At 70.3% G+C, this 19,332-nt stretch carries 20 protein-coding genes and 1 pseudogene; 2 read left to right on the top strand and 19 right to left on the bottom strand.

Going from position 1 to position 19,332, the window contains the following annotated elements:
- Positions 1-71: 71 nt before the first annotated feature.
- The 13 genes and pseudogenes from VGN45_RS06300 to VGN45_RS06355 form a co-directional block, all read right to left on the bottom strand.
- Positions 72-518 (bottom strand): CopG family transcriptional regulator, encoded by a 447-nt coding sequence (locus tag VGN45_RS06300; protein ID WP_327460484.1) that lies wholly within the window; start codon positions 516-518, stop codon positions 72-74.
- Positions 518-2,494: a conjugal transfer protein TraG gene (locus tag VGN45_RS06305; protein WP_327460486.1), complete on the bottom strand. Its 1,977-nt coding sequence runs from the start codon at positions 2,492-2,494 to the stop codon at positions 518-520. Before VGN45_RS06305 ends, VGN45_RS06300 begins: the two co-directional genes overlap by 1 nt.
- A gap of 112 nt (positions 2,495-2,606) precedes the next feature.
- Entirely contained in the window at positions 2,607-4,352 is a 1,746-nt protein-coding gene (locus VGN45_RS06310) for a relaxase/mobilization nuclease domain-containing protein (RefSeq protein ID WP_327460488.1), read from the bottom strand.
- A gap of 238 nt (positions 4,353-4,590) precedes the next feature.
- Complete coding sequence (locus VGN45_RS06315) at positions 4,591-5,448, bottom strand: lytic transglycosylase domain-containing protein (protein WP_327460490.1); 858 nt, start codon at positions 5,446-5,448, stop codon at positions 4,591-4,593.
- Positions 5,448-5,954, bottom strand: coding sequence for a S26 family signal peptidase (locus tag VGN45_RS06320; RefSeq protein WP_327460492.1), 507 nt, complete (start codon positions 5,952-5,954; stop codon positions 5,448-5,450). Before VGN45_RS06320 ends, VGN45_RS06315 begins: the two co-directional genes overlap by 1 nt.
- Complete coding sequence (locus VGN45_RS06325; protein ID WP_327460494.1) at positions 5,951-6,415, bottom strand: DUF2840 domain-containing protein; 465 nt, start codon at positions 6,413-6,415, stop codon at positions 5,951-5,953. The genes VGN45_RS06320 and VGN45_RS06325 overlap by 4 nt, the downstream gene beginning before the upstream one ends.
- Complete coding sequence (locus tag VGN45_RS06330) at positions 6,412-6,657, bottom strand: ribbon-helix-helix protein (protein ID WP_327460496.1); 246 nt, start codon at positions 6,655-6,657, stop codon at positions 6,412-6,414. Before VGN45_RS06330 ends, VGN45_RS06325 begins: the two co-directional genes overlap by 4 nt.
- Positions 6,654-7,292: a ParA family partition ATPase gene (gene parA, locus VGN45_RS06335; RefSeq protein ID WP_327460498.1), complete on the bottom strand. Its 639-nt coding sequence runs from the start codon at positions 7,290-7,292 to the stop codon at positions 6,654-6,656. The genes VGN45_RS06330 and parA overlap by 4 nt, the downstream gene beginning before the upstream one ends.
- A 263-nt stretch (positions 7,293-7,555) precedes the next feature.
- Positions 7,556-8,386 (bottom strand): annotated as a pseudogene (locus VGN45_RS06340) (replication initiator protein A); the annotation flags it as partial.
- A 15-nt stretch (positions 8,387-8,401) separates the two neighbouring features.
- Positions 8,402-8,686 (bottom strand): helix-turn-helix domain-containing protein, encoded by a 285-nt coding sequence (locus VGN45_RS06345; protein ID WP_327460500.1) that lies wholly within the window; start codon positions 8,684-8,686, stop codon positions 8,402-8,404.
- A 126-nt stretch (positions 8,687-8,812) separates the two neighbouring features.
- Positions 8,813-9,319 (bottom strand): DUF2285 domain-containing protein, encoded by a 507-nt coding sequence (locus tag VGN45_RS06350; protein ID WP_414643413.1) that lies wholly within the window; start codon positions 9,317-9,319, stop codon positions 8,813-8,815.
- Positions 9,252-9,632: a transcriptional regulator domain-containing protein gene (locus VGN45_RS14655; RefSeq protein WP_414643396.1), complete on the bottom strand. Its 381-nt coding sequence runs from the start codon at positions 9,630-9,632 to the stop codon at positions 9,252-9,254. Before VGN45_RS14655 ends, VGN45_RS06350 begins: the two co-directional genes overlap by 68 nt.
- A gap of 74 nt (positions 9,633-9,706) precedes the next feature.
- On the bottom strand, positions 9,707-9,985 hold the full coding sequence (locus tag VGN45_RS06355) for a DNA -binding domain-containing protein (protein ID WP_327460504.1): 279 nt from the start codon (positions 9,983-9,985) through the stop codon (positions 9,707-9,709).
- A 192-nt stretch (positions 9,986-10,177) separates the two neighbouring features.
- Here VGN45_RS06355 and VGN45_RS06360 point away from each other — a divergent pair, with 192 nt between their 5' ends.
- On the top strand, positions 10,178-10,423 hold the full coding sequence (locus VGN45_RS06360) for a helix-turn-helix transcriptional regulator (RefSeq protein WP_327460506.1): 246 nt from the start codon (positions 10,178-10,180) through the stop codon (positions 10,421-10,423).
- Positions 10,424-10,466: 43 nt separating this feature from the next.
- Here VGN45_RS06360 and VGN45_RS06365 read toward each other — a convergent pair whose 3' ends face one another.
- From VGN45_RS06365 to VGN45_RS06375, 3 genes are all read right to left on the bottom strand, one after another.
- Positions 10,467-10,793, bottom strand: coding sequence for a DUF736 domain-containing protein (locus tag VGN45_RS06365; protein WP_327460508.1), 327 nt, complete (start codon positions 10,791-10,793; stop codon positions 10,467-10,469).
- A gap of 535 nt (positions 10,794-11,328) precedes the next feature.
- Entirely contained in the window at positions 11,329-11,805 is a 477-nt protein-coding gene (locus VGN45_RS06370) for a hypothetical protein (protein ID WP_327460510.1), read from the bottom strand.
- A 133-nt stretch (positions 11,806-11,938) separates the two neighbouring features.
- On the bottom strand, positions 11,939-12,100 hold the full coding sequence (locus VGN45_RS06375; RefSeq protein WP_327460512.1) for a hypothetical protein: 162 nt from the start codon (positions 12,098-12,100) through the stop codon (positions 11,939-11,941).
- Positions 12,101-12,364: 264 nt separating this feature from the next.
- Between VGN45_RS06375 and VGN45_RS06380 the strand changes: the two genes are divergently transcribed.
- Positions 12,365-12,613: a hypothetical protein gene (locus VGN45_RS06380; RefSeq protein ID WP_327460514.1), complete on the top strand. Its 249-nt coding sequence runs from the start codon at positions 12,365-12,367 to the stop codon at positions 12,611-12,613.
- A gap of 8 nt (positions 12,614-12,621) precedes the next feature.
- Here VGN45_RS06380 and VGN45_RS06385 read toward each other — a convergent pair whose 3' ends face one another.
- The 3 genes from VGN45_RS06385 to VGN45_RS06395 form a co-directional block, all read right to left on the bottom strand.
- Positions 12,622-13,545: a DUF2493 domain-containing protein gene (locus tag VGN45_RS06385; RefSeq protein WP_327460516.1), complete on the bottom strand. Its 924-nt coding sequence runs from the start codon at positions 13,543-13,545 to the stop codon at positions 12,622-12,624.
- Positions 13,546-13,845: 300 nt separating this feature from the next.
- Positions 13,846-14,901, bottom strand: coding sequence for a DUF7146 domain-containing protein (locus VGN45_RS06390; protein ID WP_327460518.1), 1,056 nt, complete (start codon positions 14,899-14,901; stop codon positions 13,846-13,848).
- 4 nt (positions 14,902-14,905) lie between these two features.
- Positions 14,906-19,240, bottom strand: coding sequence for a strawberry notch family protein (locus tag VGN45_RS06395; RefSeq protein ID WP_327460520.1), 4,335 nt, complete (start codon positions 19,238-19,240; stop codon positions 14,906-14,908).
- Positions 19,241-19,332 lie beyond the last annotated feature (92 nt).

A 19,332-nucleotide genomic window follows, 5' to 3' on the forward strand; every position in this document is an offset into this window, starting at 1 on the left:
TGAGCGGCGGATCGGCGGCCGTTCAACACGCGCGAGGGCGTAGTAGGGCTCCAGCGAAGAAAGGCAGGAGATCAGGACGGCTCGTCTTCCGATGTGGCGCTGCCTTCCGGCGGCGGACGATCGTCGAGCACTTCCTTGGCCAGGCTCCGGCCCTGCTGCACCCTCCGCCCGAGAGTCTCGACGAAGCTCTCGTAGCGTTCGCGGCCTTTCGCCTGCGCCGCAGCTTGGGCGCTGTCGGCCAAGGGCGGCGTTGCGGTGAGCCAAGCGCGGATGAATAGCCCAAGCGCCTCCAGCGTGATGGTCTGGTCCCGCTCGAGCCGCTCTACCTGCCGGGTGAGTCTATCGAGGCGACGGGTCAGCGCCGCTTCCCGGCGGTCGGAGCCGTCCGGCGACAGGAAGGACGCGACCGCCGCCTCCACGATCGCCGACTTCGAGAGCTTCTTGCGCGCCGCGAGGTCATCGAGAGCTCGGCTCGTGACGGGGTCGAAGTAGAGGTTCAGCCGGTCCTTGGCCGCCATCAGAGCGCGATCCCGTCATCCGGGTCCATCGCGGCCTGCCGAGCCGTGGCCCGTGATCGTGCCTGCAGGGTACGGGCACGGATCGCGTCATCGTCATCCGGCTCGGCGATCTCAGGCTCGACGGTCGGAAGCGCCCGGGCTGGGACGATCTCTTCATGGGCGGGTAGCTCCGGCTCACGCCGGATGCCGCCGTTCGCCTCGTCTGCATCAGCCTCTTGCCCGTCCGTTGATGCGGGCACCTTCACCGAAGCTGCGGACCAGTCCGTCGAGCTTGCGGCCGCCCGTGGCACGGCGGATGCGGCCGAACGCGGTGGCGGGAGGATGCGCGCCTTCAGTTGCCGGTCTTCATAGTAGCGTGCCTTCTTTGCTCTGACCGGATGCACCCCCGATAGCATGACGAGCGCGTCGGTCGGCGGCAGCTGCATGACCTCACCTGGCGTGAGAAGCGGCCGCGCGGTCTCCTGGCGCGAGACCATCAGGTGCCCGAGCCAGGGCGACAGACGGTGACCGGCATAGTTCTTGGCGTCGCGGATCTCGGTCGCGGTGCCGAGCGCGTCCGACACGCGCTTGGCGGTCCGCTCGTCGTTGGTCGCGAAGCTCACCCGCACATGACAGTTGTCGAGGATGGCGTTGTTCTGCCCGTAGGCCTTCTCGATCTGATTGAGCGACTGGGCGATGAGGAAGGAGCGGATGCCGTAGCCCGCCATGAAGGCGAGCGCGGACTCGAAGAAGTCGAGGCGGCCGAGCGCCGGAAACTCGTCCAGCATGAGGAGCAGCCGGTGCCGTCGCCGTTTGCTCTCCAGCTCCTCGGTCAGGCGACGCCCGACCTGGTTCAAGATCAGCCGCACCAGCGGCTTGGTGCGGCTGATGTCCGAGGGCGGCACGACGAGGTAGAGCGAGACAGGGCGACCCGCCTCGACGAGGTCGCCGATCCGCCAGTCGCAGCGTGAGGTGACGGCGGCTACAACGGGATCGCGGTAGAGACCCAGAAAGGACATGGCGGTCGAGAGCACGCCCGAGCGTTCGTTTTCGGACTTGTTCAGGAGTTCGCGCGCGGCCGACGCCACCACCGGGTGGGGCGTGTCGCCGAGGTGCCGTGTCGCCATCATTGCTTGAAGCGTCGACTCGATCGGCCGACGCGGGTCTGACAGGAAGGCGGCCACACCGGCGAGCGTCTTGTCCGCCTCGGCATAGAGGACGTGCAGGATCGCGCCGACGAGCAGCGCGTGACTGGTCTTCTCCCAGTGGTTCCGCTTCTCGAGCGCGCCTTCCGGGTCGACGAGGATATCCGCGATGTTCTGGACGTCGCGCACCTCCCAAGGTCCGCGTCGGACTTCGAGCAGCGGGTTGTAGGCGTCCGACCCGGTATCGGTCGGGTCGAAGCGCAGCACCCGCCCGAACCGTGCGCGCCAGCCGGCGGTCAGGCCGAAGTTCTCACCCTTGATGTCGTGGACGATGACCGAGCCCGGCCAGGTGAGGAGCGTCGGGACGACGAGACCGACGCCCTTGCCCGAGCGGGTCGGGGCGAAGCACAGCACATGTTCGGGGCCATCGTGACGGAGGTAGCTGCGGGCGTACCGCCCGAGCACGACCCCGTCCGGGCCGAGGAGGCCGGCGGCGTGCACCTCCTTTTGGGTCGCCCAGCGCGCGGAGCCGTAGGTCGTGACCTCGCGTGCTTCCCGAGCCCGGTACACCGACATGGCGATTGCGACCGCGATCGACACGAACCCGCCCGAGGCGGCGATGGCTGCGCCCTCGTAGAAGACCTTCGGCGCATAGGCTTCGAAGAAGTACCACCACCACGCCCAGGCCGGCGTGGGGTAGAGCGGCACGCCGGCCACAACCGTCCAAGGGTCGCCCAACTGCGGCTGATACGCGAGCCGCCAAGCGATCCACTGGGTCGCGGCCTGGTTGGTCGCGAAGATAATCGCGAAGACCACTAGGACCTGGCCCCAGAGGATGCGCGTCGCGGGCATGACAGCTCCCGAGCTTGAGGGAGCCGGATGACTGAGGGCAGGTCGCGCGGGCGCGCAACAGCTCTCGATCGTCCGTCGCGGGCTGGCGCGTGCCATCGCGCAGATCGGAGGGTCAGAGCGACAGCCCACGCTTGCGGCCGAAGCTCCATTCGATGCCGCCGCCCGGAGCGACGACACCAGCGACGTGTTTGCCCAGGTGCTGCTCGACCGACGGCGACCAGGGCACGAGCTGGAACCCGAACCCGTCGTCCAGCATCGCGAACCGACCCGATGCCAGCCGGACCTGCTGCCGGTATGTGCCGCCTACATGCTCGCCAGGGGCATGCGGCCGGTGTTCGAGCCCGGTCTCGGCGGCGAGCCGGGAAGCGGCGCTCTCGAGCTCCCGTCGGCGCAACGTGTCGAGCAGATCGCGCGCGAACACGACGCGCTGTCCTTGGCGCCTCGCCAGACCCTCAGTGGCGAGGTGCTCGGCGCGTGCGTCCAAGGCGGCCCGAGCTTCGCCGCCGAAGCCGGCGTCGGCGAGATCGGAGGCCGCCTTGCTGACCAGCTGGCGGTCGAGCCAGGTCGCCCCCGGGGCGGTGACCTGCTCGGCCAGGGTCAGGTCCGACCGGACCGCGAGCGCCACCCGGCCGCGGCCGGTCCGGTCTTCGAACCGCCTGACCTCGACGATCGCGCCGGGCACGGCGTCGCCGGTCGCATCCAAATCAGGGAGCCGGATATGGTGTGCGCGGCCGTCTGCGCCGTCGATGACGGCGTAGGCCGAGCCGGCCAGTTCATCGTGGAGCCCGCGCTCGACCAGCCGGCCGACGATCGGCGGGGCGTCGGTCTCCGCATGCAGCGCGACATCGGCGCCCCGGTTCAGCCCCTGTCGTTCGAGCGCCCGGTGCATGGTCTTGATGATGTCGCCGCGGCTGCCGAGCTCGCGAAGCCGGTCTTCCAGGCCCGCCTTCAACTCCCACTGCGCTGGCCCGATCGGTTCCGCCAACCCGAGCCGCTCCAGATGCTGAGCGCGGCCGATCATCAGCCGCTTCACCTCCTTGTCGCCGTTCGCCGGCCCGCCGGGGCGAAGGTCGATAATCCCGCCGCTCTCGTCCGCCGTCGCGCGCAGCGCCCTGTCGAGGCCGGTGAACCGGTCGGCGGAGACGTCGCGCTCCAGGCTGTGGCGGATCTCCCGCTCGCTGCGCGGACCGAGCTCCAGCTCGAGCAGCGCCTCGGCCCGGCCCCGCAGCCCCCGGCTGATGTAGTCGGGGCTGATGACCAGGTCGGAGCCGTCATCGGCGCGGCCGCGCACGAGCACATGGACGTGCGGATTGTCCGTGTTCCAATGGTCGACGGCGACCCAGTCGAGCTTCGACCCGAGGTCCTGGCTCATCTGCCCCATCAGCTCGCGGGTGGTCGCTCGCAGGTCGGCGAGCTCGTGGGCATCCTCGGGGCTGACGATGAAGCGGAAGTGGTGCCGGTCCTCCTCGCATCGCGCGGAGAAGGCCTGGGAGTCGGCGTCGTCGCCAGCAGCGTCGAACATGCGGGCGGGCTCGCCCGTGCGGCTGACGCCGTCGCGCTTCAGATAGGCGGCATGGGTCGCGAGCGAGGCGGCGCGGAAGCGGGTGCCCCTGTGCCGCACGATGCGGGTCTTCACCAGCACGCGGCGCGAGGGCGAGCGGAGCGACGCGGCCGCAGCGGCGGAGCGGCCCCGACCGAAGGTTGAACGGCCGACGCCGTGCCCAAGTCTCGGGCCGACATGCCCGGCCTTCTGAGCGGCGCGCATCACCTGGGCGACGAAGCTCTTGGTCTTGGTCCCGCGCCCCCCATCACGGACGCGGCCGGGGCGGATGCGCAGGTCGTCGTCGCGGGCGCTCATCGGATGGGCGAGACAGTGTTGGTGCCAGGAAAAGCGAGCCTGCGCAGGGGGGTGAGGCCAGACACGGCACCAAGCCCCTGCGCAAAATCGTCAGAAAATCCAACCACAACAACCGCATAGGCGCCCACAGGGCCGCCGCTTTTATCTTGCCCTCCGCGGTTGTTGTCTGCCCCGTGCTCCTGACTCCTGCACGTCAGCACGCCAGCACCCGCCAGACTGCGATTTGGTCTGAGACGGCTCATCTGGGCTCCTCCCGACTGGATCGCGCCGGGAACAGCGAGTTGGCGGCAGGCGGGGTCGCGGCTTCGGGGCGAACGGGAGGCGCGGCGACGGTCGATTGAGCAGACGGGGCGGCGTCTGCTTGGGGCGCAGATGCCGGTGCGGGTTCCGTGATTGCCCGCCGCACGAACAGGCCTCCGGTCGCGGGAACCACGGTCGTGTTGGCAGCGACGATCGTGCGCAGCCGCCGCTCATCTGACGGCGCTGGAACGGCTGCCGAAGTGCCATGCAGCGCGACGAAGATCGGCGCCTCGAAGGGCGACGGAGCGCTGACCGTCACGCGCGCCGGCGGTAGCGGAACGGCCGCGATGTCGAGCACGGGACCGAGACGGGCGAGGTAGCCGACCGTCTCGGCGGGCAGCGGCCGGACGCCGGCCCGGTACTCCTCCCAGCGACCCGGACCCGCATTGTAGGCCGCCAGCATGCCGGTCGTGCCGTAGCGGTCGAACATCTCGCGCAGATACGCCGTGCCCGCCAGGACGTTATCGCGGATGGCGAACGAATCGGGGCCGAGGCCGTAGCGGACGCGCAGCTCGGCGTAGGTGCCTGGCATCACCTGCATGAGCCCCATGGCGCCCGCACTCGACACCGCGTCGGCACGCCCGGCGCTCTCGACGCGCATGACTGCCCGGATCCAGTGCTCGGGCACGCCGAACCGCCGCGACGCCTCGGCGACCGCGGAGGACACGGGATCCACGGCGGCCGAAGCGCTCGCCGGCCGTTCGGGCTGGACCTGGGCGGCGACGCCGTCGCTGCACGCGGCGAGCAAGGCGAGCGCGGCGAGAAGAGACCGGGAAGGAAGGGGTGAGCGCAGCATCAGCCTTCCTCCCGTACCCAAACGGGCGCGGCGCGGCCGACGACGCTGGAGGCGGGGATCGGACCGAAGTAGCGGCCGTCGAGCGACGCCGGACTATCCCAGTTGAGCAGGAATACCTCGCCGTCCGCGACCACGCGGCAGCCGGTCCAGATCGGCAGCTCACGCCCGAAGCGGTCGCGCTCGCGGGCCTCGGCCTGCGGCACACCGTCGACGCTGACGCTGAGCCCCTCGCGGCAAACTCGCTGACCGGGAAGCGCGGCGACGCGCTTCAGCAGCGGCACGCCCCGCGGCAGGTAGCCGCCCTCCGCGAGAAAGCTTGCGAGCGGCTCGGGCGGCCTCGCGAGCACCAGGTCCGTGACTTTCAGCTCGCCCGCCGGGCTGATCGCGTACAGGCCGATCGGCACGCTCTCCGACGCGTTCCAGACCAGCTTCGGCGGCGGCGGCAGTAGCGCGCTCAGGCCGAGCGCCGACGAGGCGACGAGCGTCGCGATCATGGTCTTCATCATGCGGTGATCTCCCGTCGGAGAGCCCAGGCGCGGTGACGCTCGCGCGTGTAGGCGCGCGGTTCGTCTCCGGCCGTCAGGCGGTTGTGGACGTGTCGCCAATGGTCCGGGCAGGCGTCGGCCGGATCGATCCGGAGCGCCTCGACCTGGTCGATGGCGCGAAGCGCGCGTTCGACCTTCGGCCAGCCCGAGAGCCGCAGCAGCACCTCGCCGCCGGGCGCGACGCCGGGAACCGAGGTGAGCGGCTCGCCCGGCTCGACGGCACGCAGGATGTCGATGCGCGAGACGGCCGTGCCGTAGTCGTTCGCCGCCCAGCGGACGAAGGCGAACATCTGACCGGCGTCGAACCAGAGCGCGCGACGGCGGCGGTCGAGGATCTCTTCCTCGGCGTGCCGGCCGAAGCGGATCCAGCGCTCGATCCGTCCCTCGATGTGGAGCAGCTCGACGCGGGTGCGGCCGTTCATCGCGAGCCCCCGGAGTCGTTGGGAAACTCGCGCTCGAGCAGCGCGCGCAGCATGTCGGCGACGGTGAGCCCGCGCTCGAAGGCCGTGATCTTGATCCGTCCGCGTAGGACCGGCGTGACGTCGATGGTGAGCCGGGCGGTGTAGGGATTGTCGGTGGGCGCACGCGCGTCGGGCGCCTTGACCCAAGCCTCCGGTGTGGTCGGGCGGGCGGAGAAGCCGCGTCTGGTGCGCTCCGCGCTCATGACGCGAGCCCGTCGATCTCGGCGGCGAGCGCGGCGATCTCACGCTCGGCGATCGCGCCGGCGAGCACCTCGTGGGCGAGCCGGCCGGACCGGGCGGCGTCGGCGAAGGCGATGCGCTGGCCGATGCGGGAGGACAGCACCGGCGGGTCGTGGTCGGCGAGATCCGCCGCGGTCTCGCGCGCGATGACGGTGCGCGCAGCGCAGCGATTGAGCACGAGCCGGGCTGGCAAATCTGCGCGATAGACCCGCGCCTCGCCGAGCAGCCGGAGCATCTCCGCCGAAGCCCAGCCATCGAGTGGCGACGGCGTCGCCGGGATCAGCACCAATTCGGCGGCGATCAGCGCCGAGCGCGTGATGACGCCCATACGCGGCGGCCCGTCGATGACGACGCGGTCGTACCCACGCGAGACCTCGGGCAGATCGAGATGGAGGAGGTCGCGCGGCAGACCGACGACGCCGAACAGGCGTGGCAGCCCCTCGCGGGCGCGTTCGGCCGACCAGTCGAGCGCCGAGCCCTGTGGGTCGGCGTCGACCACCAGCACACGCGCGCCCTGGGACGCCCAGCGTCCGGCGAGATGCAGCGCGAGCGTCGTCTTGCCGACCCCGCCTTTCTGGTTGAGGAGCGCGACGATCATGGCCGCGCTCCGCGTCGCCGAGCGGGGTCGTCGGACTCGCGCGCGGGCGCACGCGCCTCTTTCAAGTTAGATTCGTTAGAAGAGTTAAGCGGTTCGAGCGCGAGCGGAAGCTGCTGGTTTCGCTCGCTGAATCGGCCGTCCGTATTTACGGCTTGCGCCCGAAGTCCCGATAATCGTGCGCCCGAAGTCCCGATAGGTTTGCGTCCGAAGTCCCGATAGTTGGGCAGCGTCGATGCCCGGTTATCCACAGCCTCGCCGGCCTCGACCGGACGCATGACGATGAACTCGCCGACGAAGCCGGCGAGGTCGAACACGCGCTCGATCTCGAGCCGGTAGCCGGGCAGCGGCTGGCGCTGCGAGAGCCGGCGGACGTCGAGGGCAAAGTCCGAGAAGCGGGCGAGGCTGCCGCTCTTGGCATGCAGGTGCCGGAGTTCGAAGCGCCAGCCCTCGGCCTGACGGCCGGCGTGTTTGCGGGCGACGCGGTAGAGCCAGCGCTCGATCCCGCCGGTCAGCCGGAAATAGGTCGGGTCGATGGTGAGCACGAGCCGACGGTCGAGGACGCCCTGGTAGAACCAGTCGGGGAGCACGAATTCGAGGCCGAGCGACTTGCCCGAGGCGGTGGTCAGCTCCTCCCATTCGTTGATCCAGGAGAACTGCTGCCTGCGCCAATGCGCGCCCTGCCGGATCGTGGTCTTCACGACGGTCGACTGCAGTCGGGTGAGCGCGCCCTTGAGCAGCTGGTACTCGCGCTTGCCGGTCGCCCGGCCGATCGCGGTCAGCAGCTGGTAGGGCGTGAAGCGGAAGAAGCGGGAGGTCGGCAAGCCGCGGTCGAGCGCCTCGACGATGTGCGAGCCCGCCCAGATCAGGATGTCGGCGTCCCAGATCGTCGCGAGCCCATGTTCCGGAACGGCGTAGACCTGCACTTCCGTATCTCCGGCTTTGTAGAGGATCGGCCTCACGCGCTTGGCCTTGGCCAGGCTGAAGAACGGCCGCTCCATGAGGTCGCGCTGGTCGCGCGGCGGCACCGCGCCTTCGAGCGCCTCGAACGGGTCGAGCGTCGCCCGCTCGCTGGTGTGGAAGCGGCTTCGCGCCACGACGGCGGCCGGGCGTCAGCGGCGGGCCTGGCCGGCATAGGCCGGCGAGACGGCCGCGTGGCGCTTTGCCGGCAGCACCACGTCGCCGGTGTCGTCCGAGGTGGACGCCTTGGCGCCGCGGTCGACCCAGGCCTGGAGGTCCTCGACCTTGTAGACGACGCGACCGCCGAGCTTCGAGTAGCGCGGGCCGGTGCCGTAGGTGCGGTGCTTCTCGAGCGTGCGGCCGGAGAGGCCGAGGAAACGCGCGGCCTCGGGGGTGCGCAGGTAGCGCGGCGGAAGATTGGCGGGGACAGCGGACATCGGCGAGCCTCCGTGGACAGCTGGCGGCTGCCGGGTGTCGGCGGCCGTCACGGGCCCAAGCTGGCGAAGGGCGCTGGCGTGTGGGGAGTCCGAAGATGCGGTGTCGAAGAATGGACCCCGGGAAGGTCAGGCGGTCTGCTGCGGCAACCCCGCAAGCGCGCGATATCCGCCGCGCATCAGCTTGGTCGCGTCCGCGACGAGCCGCAGCGTGCGGCTGCGCAGGTCGTGCGTCTTCCAAGCCGCGCCCGAGGGGACCCGCTCGGCGCCGAACAGGCCTTCCGCGAGCGCGCGGTAACTCGCGCCGTCGGCGCGGCCGTCGAGCGCCCGGAGGCCGAGGACCAGGCGCTGGCGGCGTTGCCGCGTGAGCGGATCCCGCTTCCGGGGCCCTCCGGCGAGAGCGTGCCAGGCGTCGAGCAGAGCGGCGACGCGTTCGGGGAGGTCGGGGCCGAAAGGGACGATCGCGGCGAGGGCCGCCTGCGGGCTCGCCGCGTCGAGAATGTCGAGCTGCACATCGAGGCCGTCCTGCTCGCGAAAGAGCAGGCGCCGGCCGTCGGCGCCGTTAATTTCAGCCCTTGGCTGCGGCCAAGGGAGGAAAGCTCCCGCGTAGTCGATCAGGGCTGCCGGCGTCGCCATCGCCGCGATCACTTGGTGAGATCGGACCGACCAGAAGACCTCGGCGTTGCTTGCGGGAAGACGCGGATCGACGACGAAATCGCAACCCCCAAGTGCGGGCAGCGGCGGCAGCCGCCGCCTCGGATTGCGCCGCGACCGCATGCTCGTGGTCGCGCGCATAGTCCGGATTGCGCCGCAGATATTCCCAGGCCAAGTCCCTCAGGGACGCGGTATCCAGCTCCTGATATGCGCTCTCGGAACGCCAATCTCTACTCGACACGACGGACTCCTTCGAGCCGCCACGGAAGCGATCCCCCGCACGCTCCGCGTGCATGATGCAATCATGGATTCCCGCACAGCTTCTAAAGGTCGAGTCCTCGACCTAGATCGAGCGATGCCCGTACGGCATCAGCGATCCTCGTCGGCGGCGCGCTGCAGCAGGTCGCGATAGCCCGAGTGCGTCATCCACTGGGCCCGTGCAAGATGCGCCGCATGGACGCGTTGTGCGCGGTCGGGATCGGCGTCGGCATCGAGACCGAGCACGATCTTCGCGGCCTCCCGCCAATCGGCGCCGTCGGCTTGCGCATCGAGGAGCCGCAGATAGGTCACGGCATGGGCCAGGTCGTAATCGGTGACCCGGTCCGACGCAGGTGGAGCATCCTCAAGCGGCGATCGACGTGTGGCCACGGCGTTCCCTCTCAACCCAGGTCCTCTCCAAACGATCGTGGTTAACGCATGCCCTATCAGATCGGAGGGTGCGCGCCATAACTTGCTTCGGTTCCTTGCCGATTGCGGCGAACGGTCTGGCGCGCCAAGCGGCGTCGCATCGCGTATTATAATACGTCGCACTATAATACGCGAACGGCGGAGACAATGCGGATGGATATCCGCAAGGTCTTCGCCACGAATGTGAGACGCTACCGAGAGGCGGCCGGGTTGAGCCAGGCCGGGCTGGCCGACAAGATCGGCGCGGACCGCGCGCACGTCTCCAGTATGGAGCGGGCGCAGCAGAACGTCACGATCGTCACCCTATGGCATGTCAGCGAAGCGCTCGGCGTTCGCGCCGCTGCGCTCCTGGAGGAACCGAGCGGACTCGAAGAGGCGGAAGAGGAAAAGCGTGCGTGAGCGCCCCGCCCGGGTGGTCCCGGGCGGGGCGTCGCTGGCGGGTTCAGTCGCCCTGGCGCTTGCCGTTCGGGCGCGACCAGATGAGGCTGTAGGTGTCGCCGCCCTCGTCGTCGAAGAGGTTGGCGTAGATAGGAGCGGTGAAGCTCGGATCGTCGAGCTTGAGCCCGAGGTAGTCGCGGCCCTCGTTGGAGCGCTTCTCCCAGGCGGCGCCGATCTCGACCGAGCCGACGAAGACCCGGTGGGACGGCGCGTTGTCGTTCGAGCGGTTCTCCTCGGGAACGATGCGGACGTTCTTGGCCTGCACGGCCAGGGTGGTGACGGAGCCGGTGAAGCTGTTGCCCGACTTCTTGAAGGTGCCGATGGTCGCCATGGTAAGTCTCCTGTCTTGCTGTCACCGAGCCCGCGCCCATCGCGGCCTCGATGGCGATCGCAAGGCCGGGGGCGATCGACGCCGCACCTGAAAGGCCGGAGCAGCGCGGAGGACGGAGCCGTCGGGCTTTCTTGCCTCGCGAGGAATGGGCGTCAGCCCAGGGGAAGAAAGTTCGACGGCGCCGTTGCGGCACAGGCGATCGAGGGCGCAGCCCGTCCCTCGGCCAGATCAAGCCAAGGAGAGGACGTGGTGGGCCGCGGGAACCGACAGCACCCCGACCGGAGACGTGGCCGACCCCTCAGGCCCCCGACAAGATCGGGCCAGCCGCCGTCGCGTAAAGACAAGCTCCGGCGCGAGAAACGGACGCCCTTCCTCCCGAACAGAACCCGTCAGACGCCGCGTCCCCGACGATCGCCGACTCGGGACGAAGCGCCCGCCTGAACAAGCGATCCATGTCCGCGCGCATGCCCGTGCGAACTCGACCCGCCGCATTCACGCCGCCCCTACGCACCGTCTCGAGGATGAGGGTGTCGGCCTAGCCGTCGTTGGCCGTGCCCAGCATGCGCCCAGTGGCCGGTAGCGGTCCGGCGACGCTCCGCCCGGGATCACCCGGGTAAAGGGCGCTCACCCGGGCCCGGGCGACGGCCGCCACCACGATTGCGCCGATCGCGGCGAAGGCGACACGCCAGGCTTCGCCCGTGCCGCCGATGCCGGAGACGCCATAGACGGCCGAGTAGCCTGCGATCGCGGCCGGAGCGGCGTAGATCGCGGCGACCAGAGCACGGAGCCAAGGCGAGCGGATCGTGGCGAACAAGACCTGGCCGACCCCGAACGTGAGACCGGCCACGACCACGCCGACGACGGCGGCGCCGATCAGGCCCGCCTCATGGCTGTACGCCCACATCGCCGCCCACAGCCCGGCGTAGAAGGGCAGCGCGAAGACGGCGAGCGTGAAGAGGAGCCAGAGCAGCATTCCGATGACGGCGAAGCTAGCGGCGGTGGCGATGATCATGGGCGTCCTCCATGCAAATGGTCAGGACGCGCATCCACCACCTCCACAGCGCGTGAGCGTAGAATAGCAAAGGATCGGCGGCGCCGGAATCCCAATCGGACACCGGCGCCGTGCATCGGGTGATGCCGACCCGTCATCCGAACGGGTCGTATTCGTGGACGATCGCCTCGGCGGGTCCGTCGAACTCGGACGCGGGCATGACGCCGTAGCCGCTGTCGGTCTGGATGAGCACCACGCAGATCATGAGCGTCTTGGCGAGGTCGTAGGCGCGACGCTGAGCGAGGGACAAAGGCATCTGACCGGCTCCTGTTCGGGAGCGGGGACCGCCCTCGCTCGACAGGCGCCCGACGTGTCCGGCGCAGGGCCGCGATCACCGACAGCATCGCTGGCGGCGGTAGCGTCAGCGTACCGACCCCTTGCGGGTTGATCGTCACAAGGTCCTGGGCTGGACCAAGGATCAGCGACTATGAGAGCGGGTCGGTGCTCGCGGGCAGGAGACTGATCTTCTCGTCCTTGACCAAGCCACCTAGGTTCGACCGACTGCGGACAGGAGATGAGGATGACCGACGAGCTGGATGCTGGAGACCGGGAAGCTCTGGACTGGATACGCGACGCGTTCACCCGAGAAGCCATCGACGAAATCTATCAGGCGTTCATAGACGCCGGACGTGCTCCCTCGGAGCAGGCGCTTGAAGCGATGTCGTCGATCGCCAGGTCAAGTCACAACGAGCAGCGCCGATACATCGCGATCCTGGCGAAACGGAGCGGATCGAGCCTGCTGAGCAATCACCTGCGGGACGCGGACTAGGGCGGCGCTCACGCGCCGCCTTTCCGGAAGTCGAAAAGCGGGATCCCGAGCTTCCGCGCCTTGTCGGCGAGGTTGTCCTGGATGCCGGTGCCGGGGAACACCACGACCCCGATCGGCAGGACGTCGAGCATCGCGTCGTTGCGCTTGAACGGCGCCGCCTTCTGATGCTTGGTCCAGTCGGGCTTGAAGGCGATCTGCGTGACCTTGCGGTTGTCGGCCCAGCAGGCGGCGATGCGCTCGGCGCCCTTGGGCGAGCCGCCATGCAGCAGCACCATGCCGGAGTGCTTGGCGTGGACCCGGTCGAGTGCGGCCCAAATCGCCTGGACGTTGTTGCAGTCGAGCCCGCCGGTGAAGGCCACCTTCGGTCCGGTCGGCAGGAGGGTGTCGGTTTCGGCCTTGCGGCGAGCGGCGAGGAAGTCGCGGCTGTCGATCATCGCTGCGGTCATCGTGCGCCGGGTGGCCAGCGATCCGTGGCGAGGCAGCCAGGCGGAGCCGGTGTGCAAGCGGTAGAGATCGGAGGCGGTATCGCGCATCAGCTCGAAGGCGTCGCGGCGTTCCAGGAGGTGGATGCCCTCGGCGATGGCGCGCTCGAGCTCGACCGAACGGACTTCGGAGCCGTCCTGCTCGCGCTGGAGGCGTTTCTGTGCCTGCTCGTTATCGTCGAGCGCGCGCTCGATCCGGTCGGCGGCACGGTGGAAGAGGTTGACCTGGCCCCAGAGCAGGTCCTCGAGGTCGGGTTCGAGGCGCGTGTCCTGCAGCATCACGACCATCGCGTCGAAGAGATCCGCGAGGCTGCCTGTGACGATGCGGCTCTCGGGCAGTGGGCGGGGATCGGGTTCGTCCTGGAAGGGGCGGTAGCCGTAGAGCTGGAGTTCGTGAAGGAGTTCCGCGGTCGGGCTGGTCTCGGCGGGTTCGTCATGGTCGGTCGTCATCGTCGCCTCCGGGGTCTCAAGACCGCGCCTCTCGCGGCCTTCACGGGCGACGAAGAGCGGGGGCGGACCGGGCCTGCACCGCGGCGCTCTCGCCGCGGCCGGAGCGCCAGCGGAGGATGGCGAAGGCCGGCTCTTTTGGTTCGCGATGCAAAGGGCCGCTCGCGGCCCGGCGGAAAAGAGTCGGCCGAAGCCGTTGCCGGCCTGGACCGGCTCCGGTCCGATCGCCCTCTTGGGAAGGCCGAAGGCGCGGCTCTCGATCGACCGGCAGGCGCCGGCCGGACCGGAGCGAACCGCTGTCGATCAGCCTCCTTTCCGGGCCTCCACGACCAGAAACCGCGCGACGTCCTCCGGTGCGAGCTGCGCCTGAACCCCGTCCGCGAGCGCGGCATGGCCAAGCCGGCGCAGATCCTCGTTGAAGTCGCCGAGGACTGCGTCGAGCGTCAGCGCCTCGATCCCGGCGTCGCGCGCGCGGGCGGCGAGCGTCGTCACCGCCCCCCGTCCGGCCGGGTCGTCGTCGCGCGCGATGTAGAGGCGGCGGAGCGTCGGGGGCAGAGTCAGAGCGGCGAGGTGGTTGGCGGACAGCCCCGCGATCATCGGCATGGTCGGCATCACCTGCTGGAGCGACAGCATCGTCTCGAGCCCTTCGCCGGCCTCCATGACCGCGGCGGGCCGTCCGAACCAGACGCCGTTGCCGAGAAGCCGGCCCATAGCGCGGCGTGGCGTCGCGATCGGCGCCTTGGCCTCGCCACCGGGATCGAGCCAGGTGCGATGGACGCCGGTGAGCACTCCCGCGCCGTCGCGGATCGCCGCGATCAGCGACGGCCAGGCCTCGCGCGTGCCCGGAGGGTCGTCCGCGTTCGGGCGATACCAACAGCGCGGATGGAACCGCAGCGAGGCGCAGTCCCGGAGATCCGCAATCCCACGGAACCGCAGATACGCTTCGGCGACCGTGCCCCGGATCGGCTTCGAGATCGCCCACAGCCGGCGTGCGGCCTCGGGCGAGCCTTGCGGCGCGGGTTCGAGCAGGCGTTCGTCGAACGGTTTCGGCTGCGGAAGCGACAGGAATTGCCGCGCCTCGGCCAGGGTCTCGCGCAGGCTGGTGCAGCGGCGGTTCGCGGCGATCAGGTCGAGGAGATCGCCGTGCTCGCCCGTCGCGGCATCGGTCCATTTGCCGGCGGCGCCCTTGCCGCGGTCCCCGCCGGTCAGCCGGACGAACAGCGACCGGCCCGGCGTGTTATCGACATCGCCGACGAGCCAGTAGCGGCCCTCGCGGCGTCCGTTTGGGAGATAGTGGCGGCAGACCGCCTCGGCGTTGCGCGCGAGGCGGTGTGCCAGTTCGGCGGCGGCGCTGATCATGGGATCAGGCCGCGGCACGGTCGATCACGCGGGTGATCGGATGACGGCCCAGCACGCGCGCGAGGGTCGCCGGCCCGTCCGCGCCAGTCGGCACGAACAGGCGGAGCTTCCAGGCGATGATCTCCGAGACGAGCCCGTCCGCTTTCAGCCGCGCGACCCTGCCGTCGCTGAAGCCGGTCAGCTCGACGCGCTGCGTGCCCATGACGAGCGAGCGTCGGACCGCAAGACCATCGGCGAGCTGGAGCGACCCGCCGCGACCGAGCACCGCCTCCCAGGCGTCGTCGGCCGAGACGTCGGGCAAGTCGCCACCGAGCGCTTCGGCGATCCAGGCGGGCGCCACGCGCCGCCCGATCACGCGCTCGCCGTCGTCGGTCTGGAGCCGGTAGACGCGGCAGCCGTCCTGCGGCAGCCGCCGCCAGATCGGTAGCAGGAGCCCGGTGACGATCCAGAAGCGGCTCTCCACCAGTTCGGGCAGCGTCGCCAGCTCGGCGTTCCAGGCTTCGGCGAATGCCGACTGGTCGGCCTCCTCCCAGTGCGAGGCGAGAAACGCCGCCTCGGGCAGGTTCTTGCGCTCGGTCGGGCGGACGAGGCGCACGCGGCGCTCGACCTCTCCGTCGTCGAGGGTGACGCTCGCCGCCCGGACCTGGACCGCGGCATGGCCCGAGCGGGCGTTGACGAGCAGCCGACCCGATGCCTTGTGGGCCAGATCGAGGGCGTCCGCGAGGCTCGGCGCGTCGATACGGTCGAGCCGCCGCACCTCCAGCGCGATCGTCTCCGCGCCCGTGCCCGGGTGGGTGTAGACCGTCCGGCGGTCGACGATGGCGAGCGACTCCGCCCGCAACGTCTCCAGCCCGACGTCGAACGTCCCCGCCTGAACCGCCGCCTCGACGCGCGCGTTCAGCAGCCCGTCGAAGACCTCGAACAGGAGGTTCTGCAAGGCGATCGGCAGCGCCAGCACCCGGTTGAGGAACTGCGTGATCGGCGGCAGCTCCTCCTTGATCGCGCCGTCGCGGGTCATCAGCGACAGGCCGGTGGCCTCCTCGAAGCGTCCGAGCGAGCAGCCTTCGACCTTGCCGCCGATGAGCAGCATGTAGAGCTGGCGCAGCGAGGCGCGCGCGTACTCGTTCTCCAGATTGTCCGACGCCCGGAACATGCCCTGGCCGCCGGTCTGGCGCTGGCCGCGCGTGATCGCGCCGAGCGTGTCGAGCCGGCGCGCGATGGTGGATGAAAAGCGCTTCTCACCGCGCACGTCGGTGGCGATCGGCCGGAACAGCGGCGGCTGCGCCTGGTGCGTGCGGTTGGTGCGCCCGAGCCCCTGGATCGCGGCGTCGGCCTTCCAGCCCGCCTCGAGCAGATAGTGGACGCGCAAGCGCCGATTCTTCGCGCCGAGGTCGGCGTGGTAGCTGCGGCCGGTGCCGCCGGCGTCCGAGAAGACGAGGATGCGCTTCTCGTCGTCCTGGAAGGCGGAGGTCTCGGCGAGGTTGGCGCCCGCGGGACGGCCCTCGACGGCAAGCCGCTCGACGCCGTCCTCGCCGCGCTTGCGGACGATGCGCCGCGAGCGGCCGGTGACCTCGGCCACCATGTCGGTGCCGAACCGCTGGACGATCTGGTCGAGCGCCCCGGCGACCGGCGGCAGGGAGGCGAGCCGCTCGATCAGCCGGTCGCGCCGCTCGACCGCGTCGCGGCAGAGCACAGGCTGGCCGTCGTCATAGACCGGCCGCGACGACATATTGCCCTCGCCGTCGGTGAAGGGTTCGTAGAGCTGCACCGGGAAGGCGTGGGCGAGATAGTCGAGCACATACTCGCGCGGCGTGATGTCGACCTGGACGTCGGACCATTCCTCGGCCGGCAGCTCGGCGATGCGGCGCTCCATCAGCGCCTCGCCGGTCGAGACGATCTGGACGACGCAGGCGTGGCCGGAGGCCAGGTCCTCGTCGACCCTCGCGATCAGCGTCGGCGTCTTCATCGAGGTGAGCAGGTGGCCGAAGAAGCGCTGCTTCGAGCTCTCGAAGGCCGAGCGCGCCGCAGACTTCGCCTGCGCGTTCAGCGTCGAGGAGCCCTGCTCGGTCTGGGCGGTGACGCCCGCCGCCTCCAGCGCGGCGTCGAGGTTCTGGTGGATGATCTGGAAGGCGCCCGCATAGGCGTCGTAGATGCGCGTCTGCTCAGGGGTCAGCGCGTGCTCGACGATCTCGTATTCGACGCCGTCGTAGGAGAGCGAGCGGGCAGTGTAGAGACCGAGCGCGCGAAGATCGCGGGCGAGCACCTCCATCGCCGCGACGCCGCCGGTCTCGATCGCGGCGACGAACTCGGCGCGGGTAGCGAACGGGAAGTCCTCGCCGCCCCAGAGGCCGAGCCTCTGCGCATAGGCGAGGTTCTGGACGGTGGTGGCGCCCGTCGCCGAGACGTAGAGCACGCGCGCGTTCGGGAGAGCGTGCTGAAGGCGAAGCCCTGCGCGGCCCTGCTGCGAGGGAGCGGCGTCGCCCCGCTCGCCCTTCGAGCCGGCGGCGTTCTGCATGGCGTGGCTCTCGTCGAAGACGATCACTCCATCGAAGTCGGCGCCCAACCAGTCGACGATCTGAGCAACCCGCGAAACCTTCTCCTCGCGCGCGTCGGACCGCAGCGTGGCATAGGTGGCGAATAGGACGCCTTCCTCCAGGCGGATGCGCGTCCCCTGGCGGAACCGCGACAAGGGCTGGATGAGCAGCCGCTCCTGGCCGAGCGCCGACCAGTCGCGCTGTGCGTCCTCGATCAGGGTGTCGGACTTCGAGACCCAGAGCGCGCGGCGGCGGTCCTTCAGCCAGTTGTCGAGGATGATGGCCGCGACCTGGCGGCCCTTGCCCGCGCCGGTGCCGTCGCCCAGCATGAAGCCGCGCTGGAAGCGGACCGCATTCGTCGCATCGTCGGGCGCAGCGGTGACCAGGTCGAAGGTCGCGTCGACGGTCCATGCCCCGGCGAGCTGCTCGCGGTGCGCCTCGCCGGCGAGGATCAGCGTCTCGAGCTGCGCGTCCGAGAGAAGGCCTCCCTCGACCAGCCCCGCCGGCACGTGCGGGCGATAGGTCGGAAGCGGCGGTCGCACGCTCGCCATCGCCGCCGACTGGACGAGCGGCGTCGGGTGCGGGCGTGCGCCCGGCACGCGGATGGTCTGCAGCGCGAACGGCTCGTAGAGCGCGTCGCTGAGCCGCGCGGGTTCGGCATTCGGCCGCTCGATCGCTTCGTAGCCGAGCTCGACCGCATCGGCCGCCACGGGCGCGAGCGGGCGGGCCCGAGACGCGGGTCCGCGCCGAGCCGGAGAGCCGGAAACACGCAGAGTCGGAAGTGCGGAAGACCGGCTCGGCGTACAGGCGGGGCGCGGCGGGACGTGCCGCTCGACGAGCGCCAGCAGCGCCGCCGCGTTGGCCGCCACCGTATGAGCTGGCGGAAAGACGGCAGGGTCGGCCGCGGGCACACGGTCGATGACGGTGAGCCGCGTCTCGACCGTCGTCCCATGCTTGGCGAAGACCCGCCCGTCGATCGGGGCGCTAAACACGAGCCGACCGCGCTCCTGCAGCCGCGCGAAGGCGGGCGTCCAGGACGGGTTGTCGGGCGCGAAGGACGCTCCGGTAATCGCGACCAGCCTGCCGCCCTCGACCAGCCGCGCCAGCGCGGAGGCGATGTGCCGATAGGTGGCGTCGGCGACCCGGCCTTCGATATGCGCGCCCGCCGAGAAGGGCGGGTTCATGAGGATGACGCTGGGGCACAGATCAGCGGAAAGGTGATCGTGGATGCGGGCCGCGTCGAAGGTTGTGACGGGAGTGGCCGGGAAGAGGAGGCGCAGCAGCCCGGCGCGGGTGTCGGCGAGTTCGTTCAGCGCGAGTTCGGCCCCGGCGATCTCGGCGAGGATGGCGAGCAACCCGGTGCCGGCCGAGGGCTCGAGCAGCAAATCGGCCGCGGTGATCACCGCCGCATGCGCCGCGACGAGCCCGAGCGGCAGCGGCGTCGAAAACTGCTGGAGCGCTTGGCTCTCCTCGGATCGCCGCGTGTGGGTGGGCAGGAGCGCCGCGACCTTGCCTAGCGCCGCGAGCCGGGCGGCGATGGGCTTGGCCGCGAGCGCCGGGCCGAAGCGACGCAGGAAGAGCAGCTGGGCGACCTCGCACGCGTCGTAGGCGTCCTTCCAGCCCCAGAGGCCTTCGGCGTCCGACCCGGCGGTCACGGTGGTCATGGCGTCGCGAAGCGAACGAGCATCGACGGGCCGGCCCTGAACGAGTGAGGGCAGAAGGGCCTGGGCGGCCGCGAGGAGCGCCTCGGGCGATAGGCCAGGGCGCGCGACGGCGGGCGCGAGGTCGAGGGCAAGTTTCGGCATGGGGGTGAGCTCCGGGAGCGGAAGGGGTGAGCCCGGACGGCTCCCGCTCTCTCTCGAGCCGCTCCGGACACCCCGTCACGGCCGCTCTCTCC

The sequence above is a fragment of the Brevundimonas sp. genome (assembly GCF_035999125.1).
Lineage (GTDB): Bacteria > Pseudomonadota > Alphaproteobacteria > Caulobacterales > Caulobacteraceae > Brevundimonas.

Coding starts and splice junctions, on each gene's coding strand:
- VGN45_RS06360 (WP_327460506.1), top strand. CDS start 10,178: ATGGATATCCGCAAGGTCTTCGCCACGAATGTGAGACGCTACCGAGAG.
- VGN45_RS06305 (WP_327460486.1), bottom strand. CDS start 2,494: ATGCCCGCGACGCGCATCCTCTGGGGCCAGGTCCTAGTGGTCTTCGCG.
- VGN45_RS06380 (WP_327460514.1), top strand. CDS start 12,365: ATGACCGACGAGCTGGATGCTGGAGACCGGGAAGCTCTGGACTGGATA.
- VGN45_RS06385 (WP_327460516.1), bottom strand. CDS start 13,545: ATGACGACCGACCATGACGAACCCGCCGAGACCAGCCCGACCGCGGAA.
- VGN45_RS06310 (WP_327460488.1), bottom strand. CDS start 4,352: ATGAGCGCCCGCGACGACGACCTGCGCATCCGCCCCGGCCGCGTCCGT.
- VGN45_RS06330 (WP_327460496.1), bottom strand. CDS start 6,657: ATGAGCGCGGAGCGCACCAGACGCGGCTTCTCCGCCCGCCCGACCACA.
- VGN45_RS06395 (WP_327460520.1), bottom strand. CDS start 19,240: ATGCCGAAACTTGCCCTCGACCTCGCGCCCGCCGTCGCGCGCCCTGGC.
- VGN45_RS06365 (WP_327460508.1), bottom strand. CDS start 10,793: ATGGCGACCATCGGCACCTTCAAGAAGTCGGGCAACAGCTTCACCGGC.
- VGN45_RS14655 (WP_414643396.1), bottom strand. CDS start 9,632: ATGCACGCGGAGCGTGCGGGGGATCGCTTCCGTGGCGGCTCGAAGGAG.
- VGN45_RS06315 (WP_327460490.1), bottom strand. CDS start 5,448: ATGCTGCGCTCACCCCTTCCTTCCCGGTCTCTTCTCGCCGCGCTCGCC.
- VGN45_RS06345 (WP_327460500.1), bottom strand. CDS start 8,686: ATGTCCGCTGTCCCCGCCAATCTTCCGCCGCGCTACCTGCGCACCCCC.
- VGN45_RS06320 (WP_327460492.1), bottom strand. CDS start 5,954: ATGATGAAGACCATGATCGCGACGCTCGTCGCCTCGTCGGCGCTCGGC.
- VGN45_RS06390 (WP_327460518.1), bottom strand. CDS start 14,901: ATGATCAGCGCCGCCGCCGAACTGGCACACCGCCTCGCGCGCAACGCC.
- VGN45_RS06350 (WP_414643413.1), bottom strand. CDS start 9,319: ATGGCGACGCCGGCAGCCCTGATCGACTACGCGGGAGCTTTCCTCCCT.
- VGN45_RS06325 (WP_327460494.1), bottom strand. CDS start 6,415: ATGAACGGCCGCACCCGCGTCGAGCTGCTCCACATCGAGGGACGGATC.
- VGN45_RS06370 (WP_327460510.1), bottom strand. CDS start 11,805: ATGATCATCGCCACCGCCGCTAGCTTCGCCGTCATCGGAATGCTGCTC.
- VGN45_RS06300 (WP_327460484.1), bottom strand. CDS start 518: ATGGCGGCCAAGGACCGGCTGAACCTCTACTTCGACCCCGTCACGAGC.
- parA (WP_327460498.1), bottom strand. CDS start 7,292: ATGATCGTCGCGCTCCTCAACCAGAAAGGCGGGGTCGGCAAGACGACG.
- VGN45_RS06375 (WP_327460512.1), bottom strand. CDS start 12,100: ATGCCTTTGTCCCTCGCTCAGCGTCGCGCCTACGACCTCGCCAAGACG.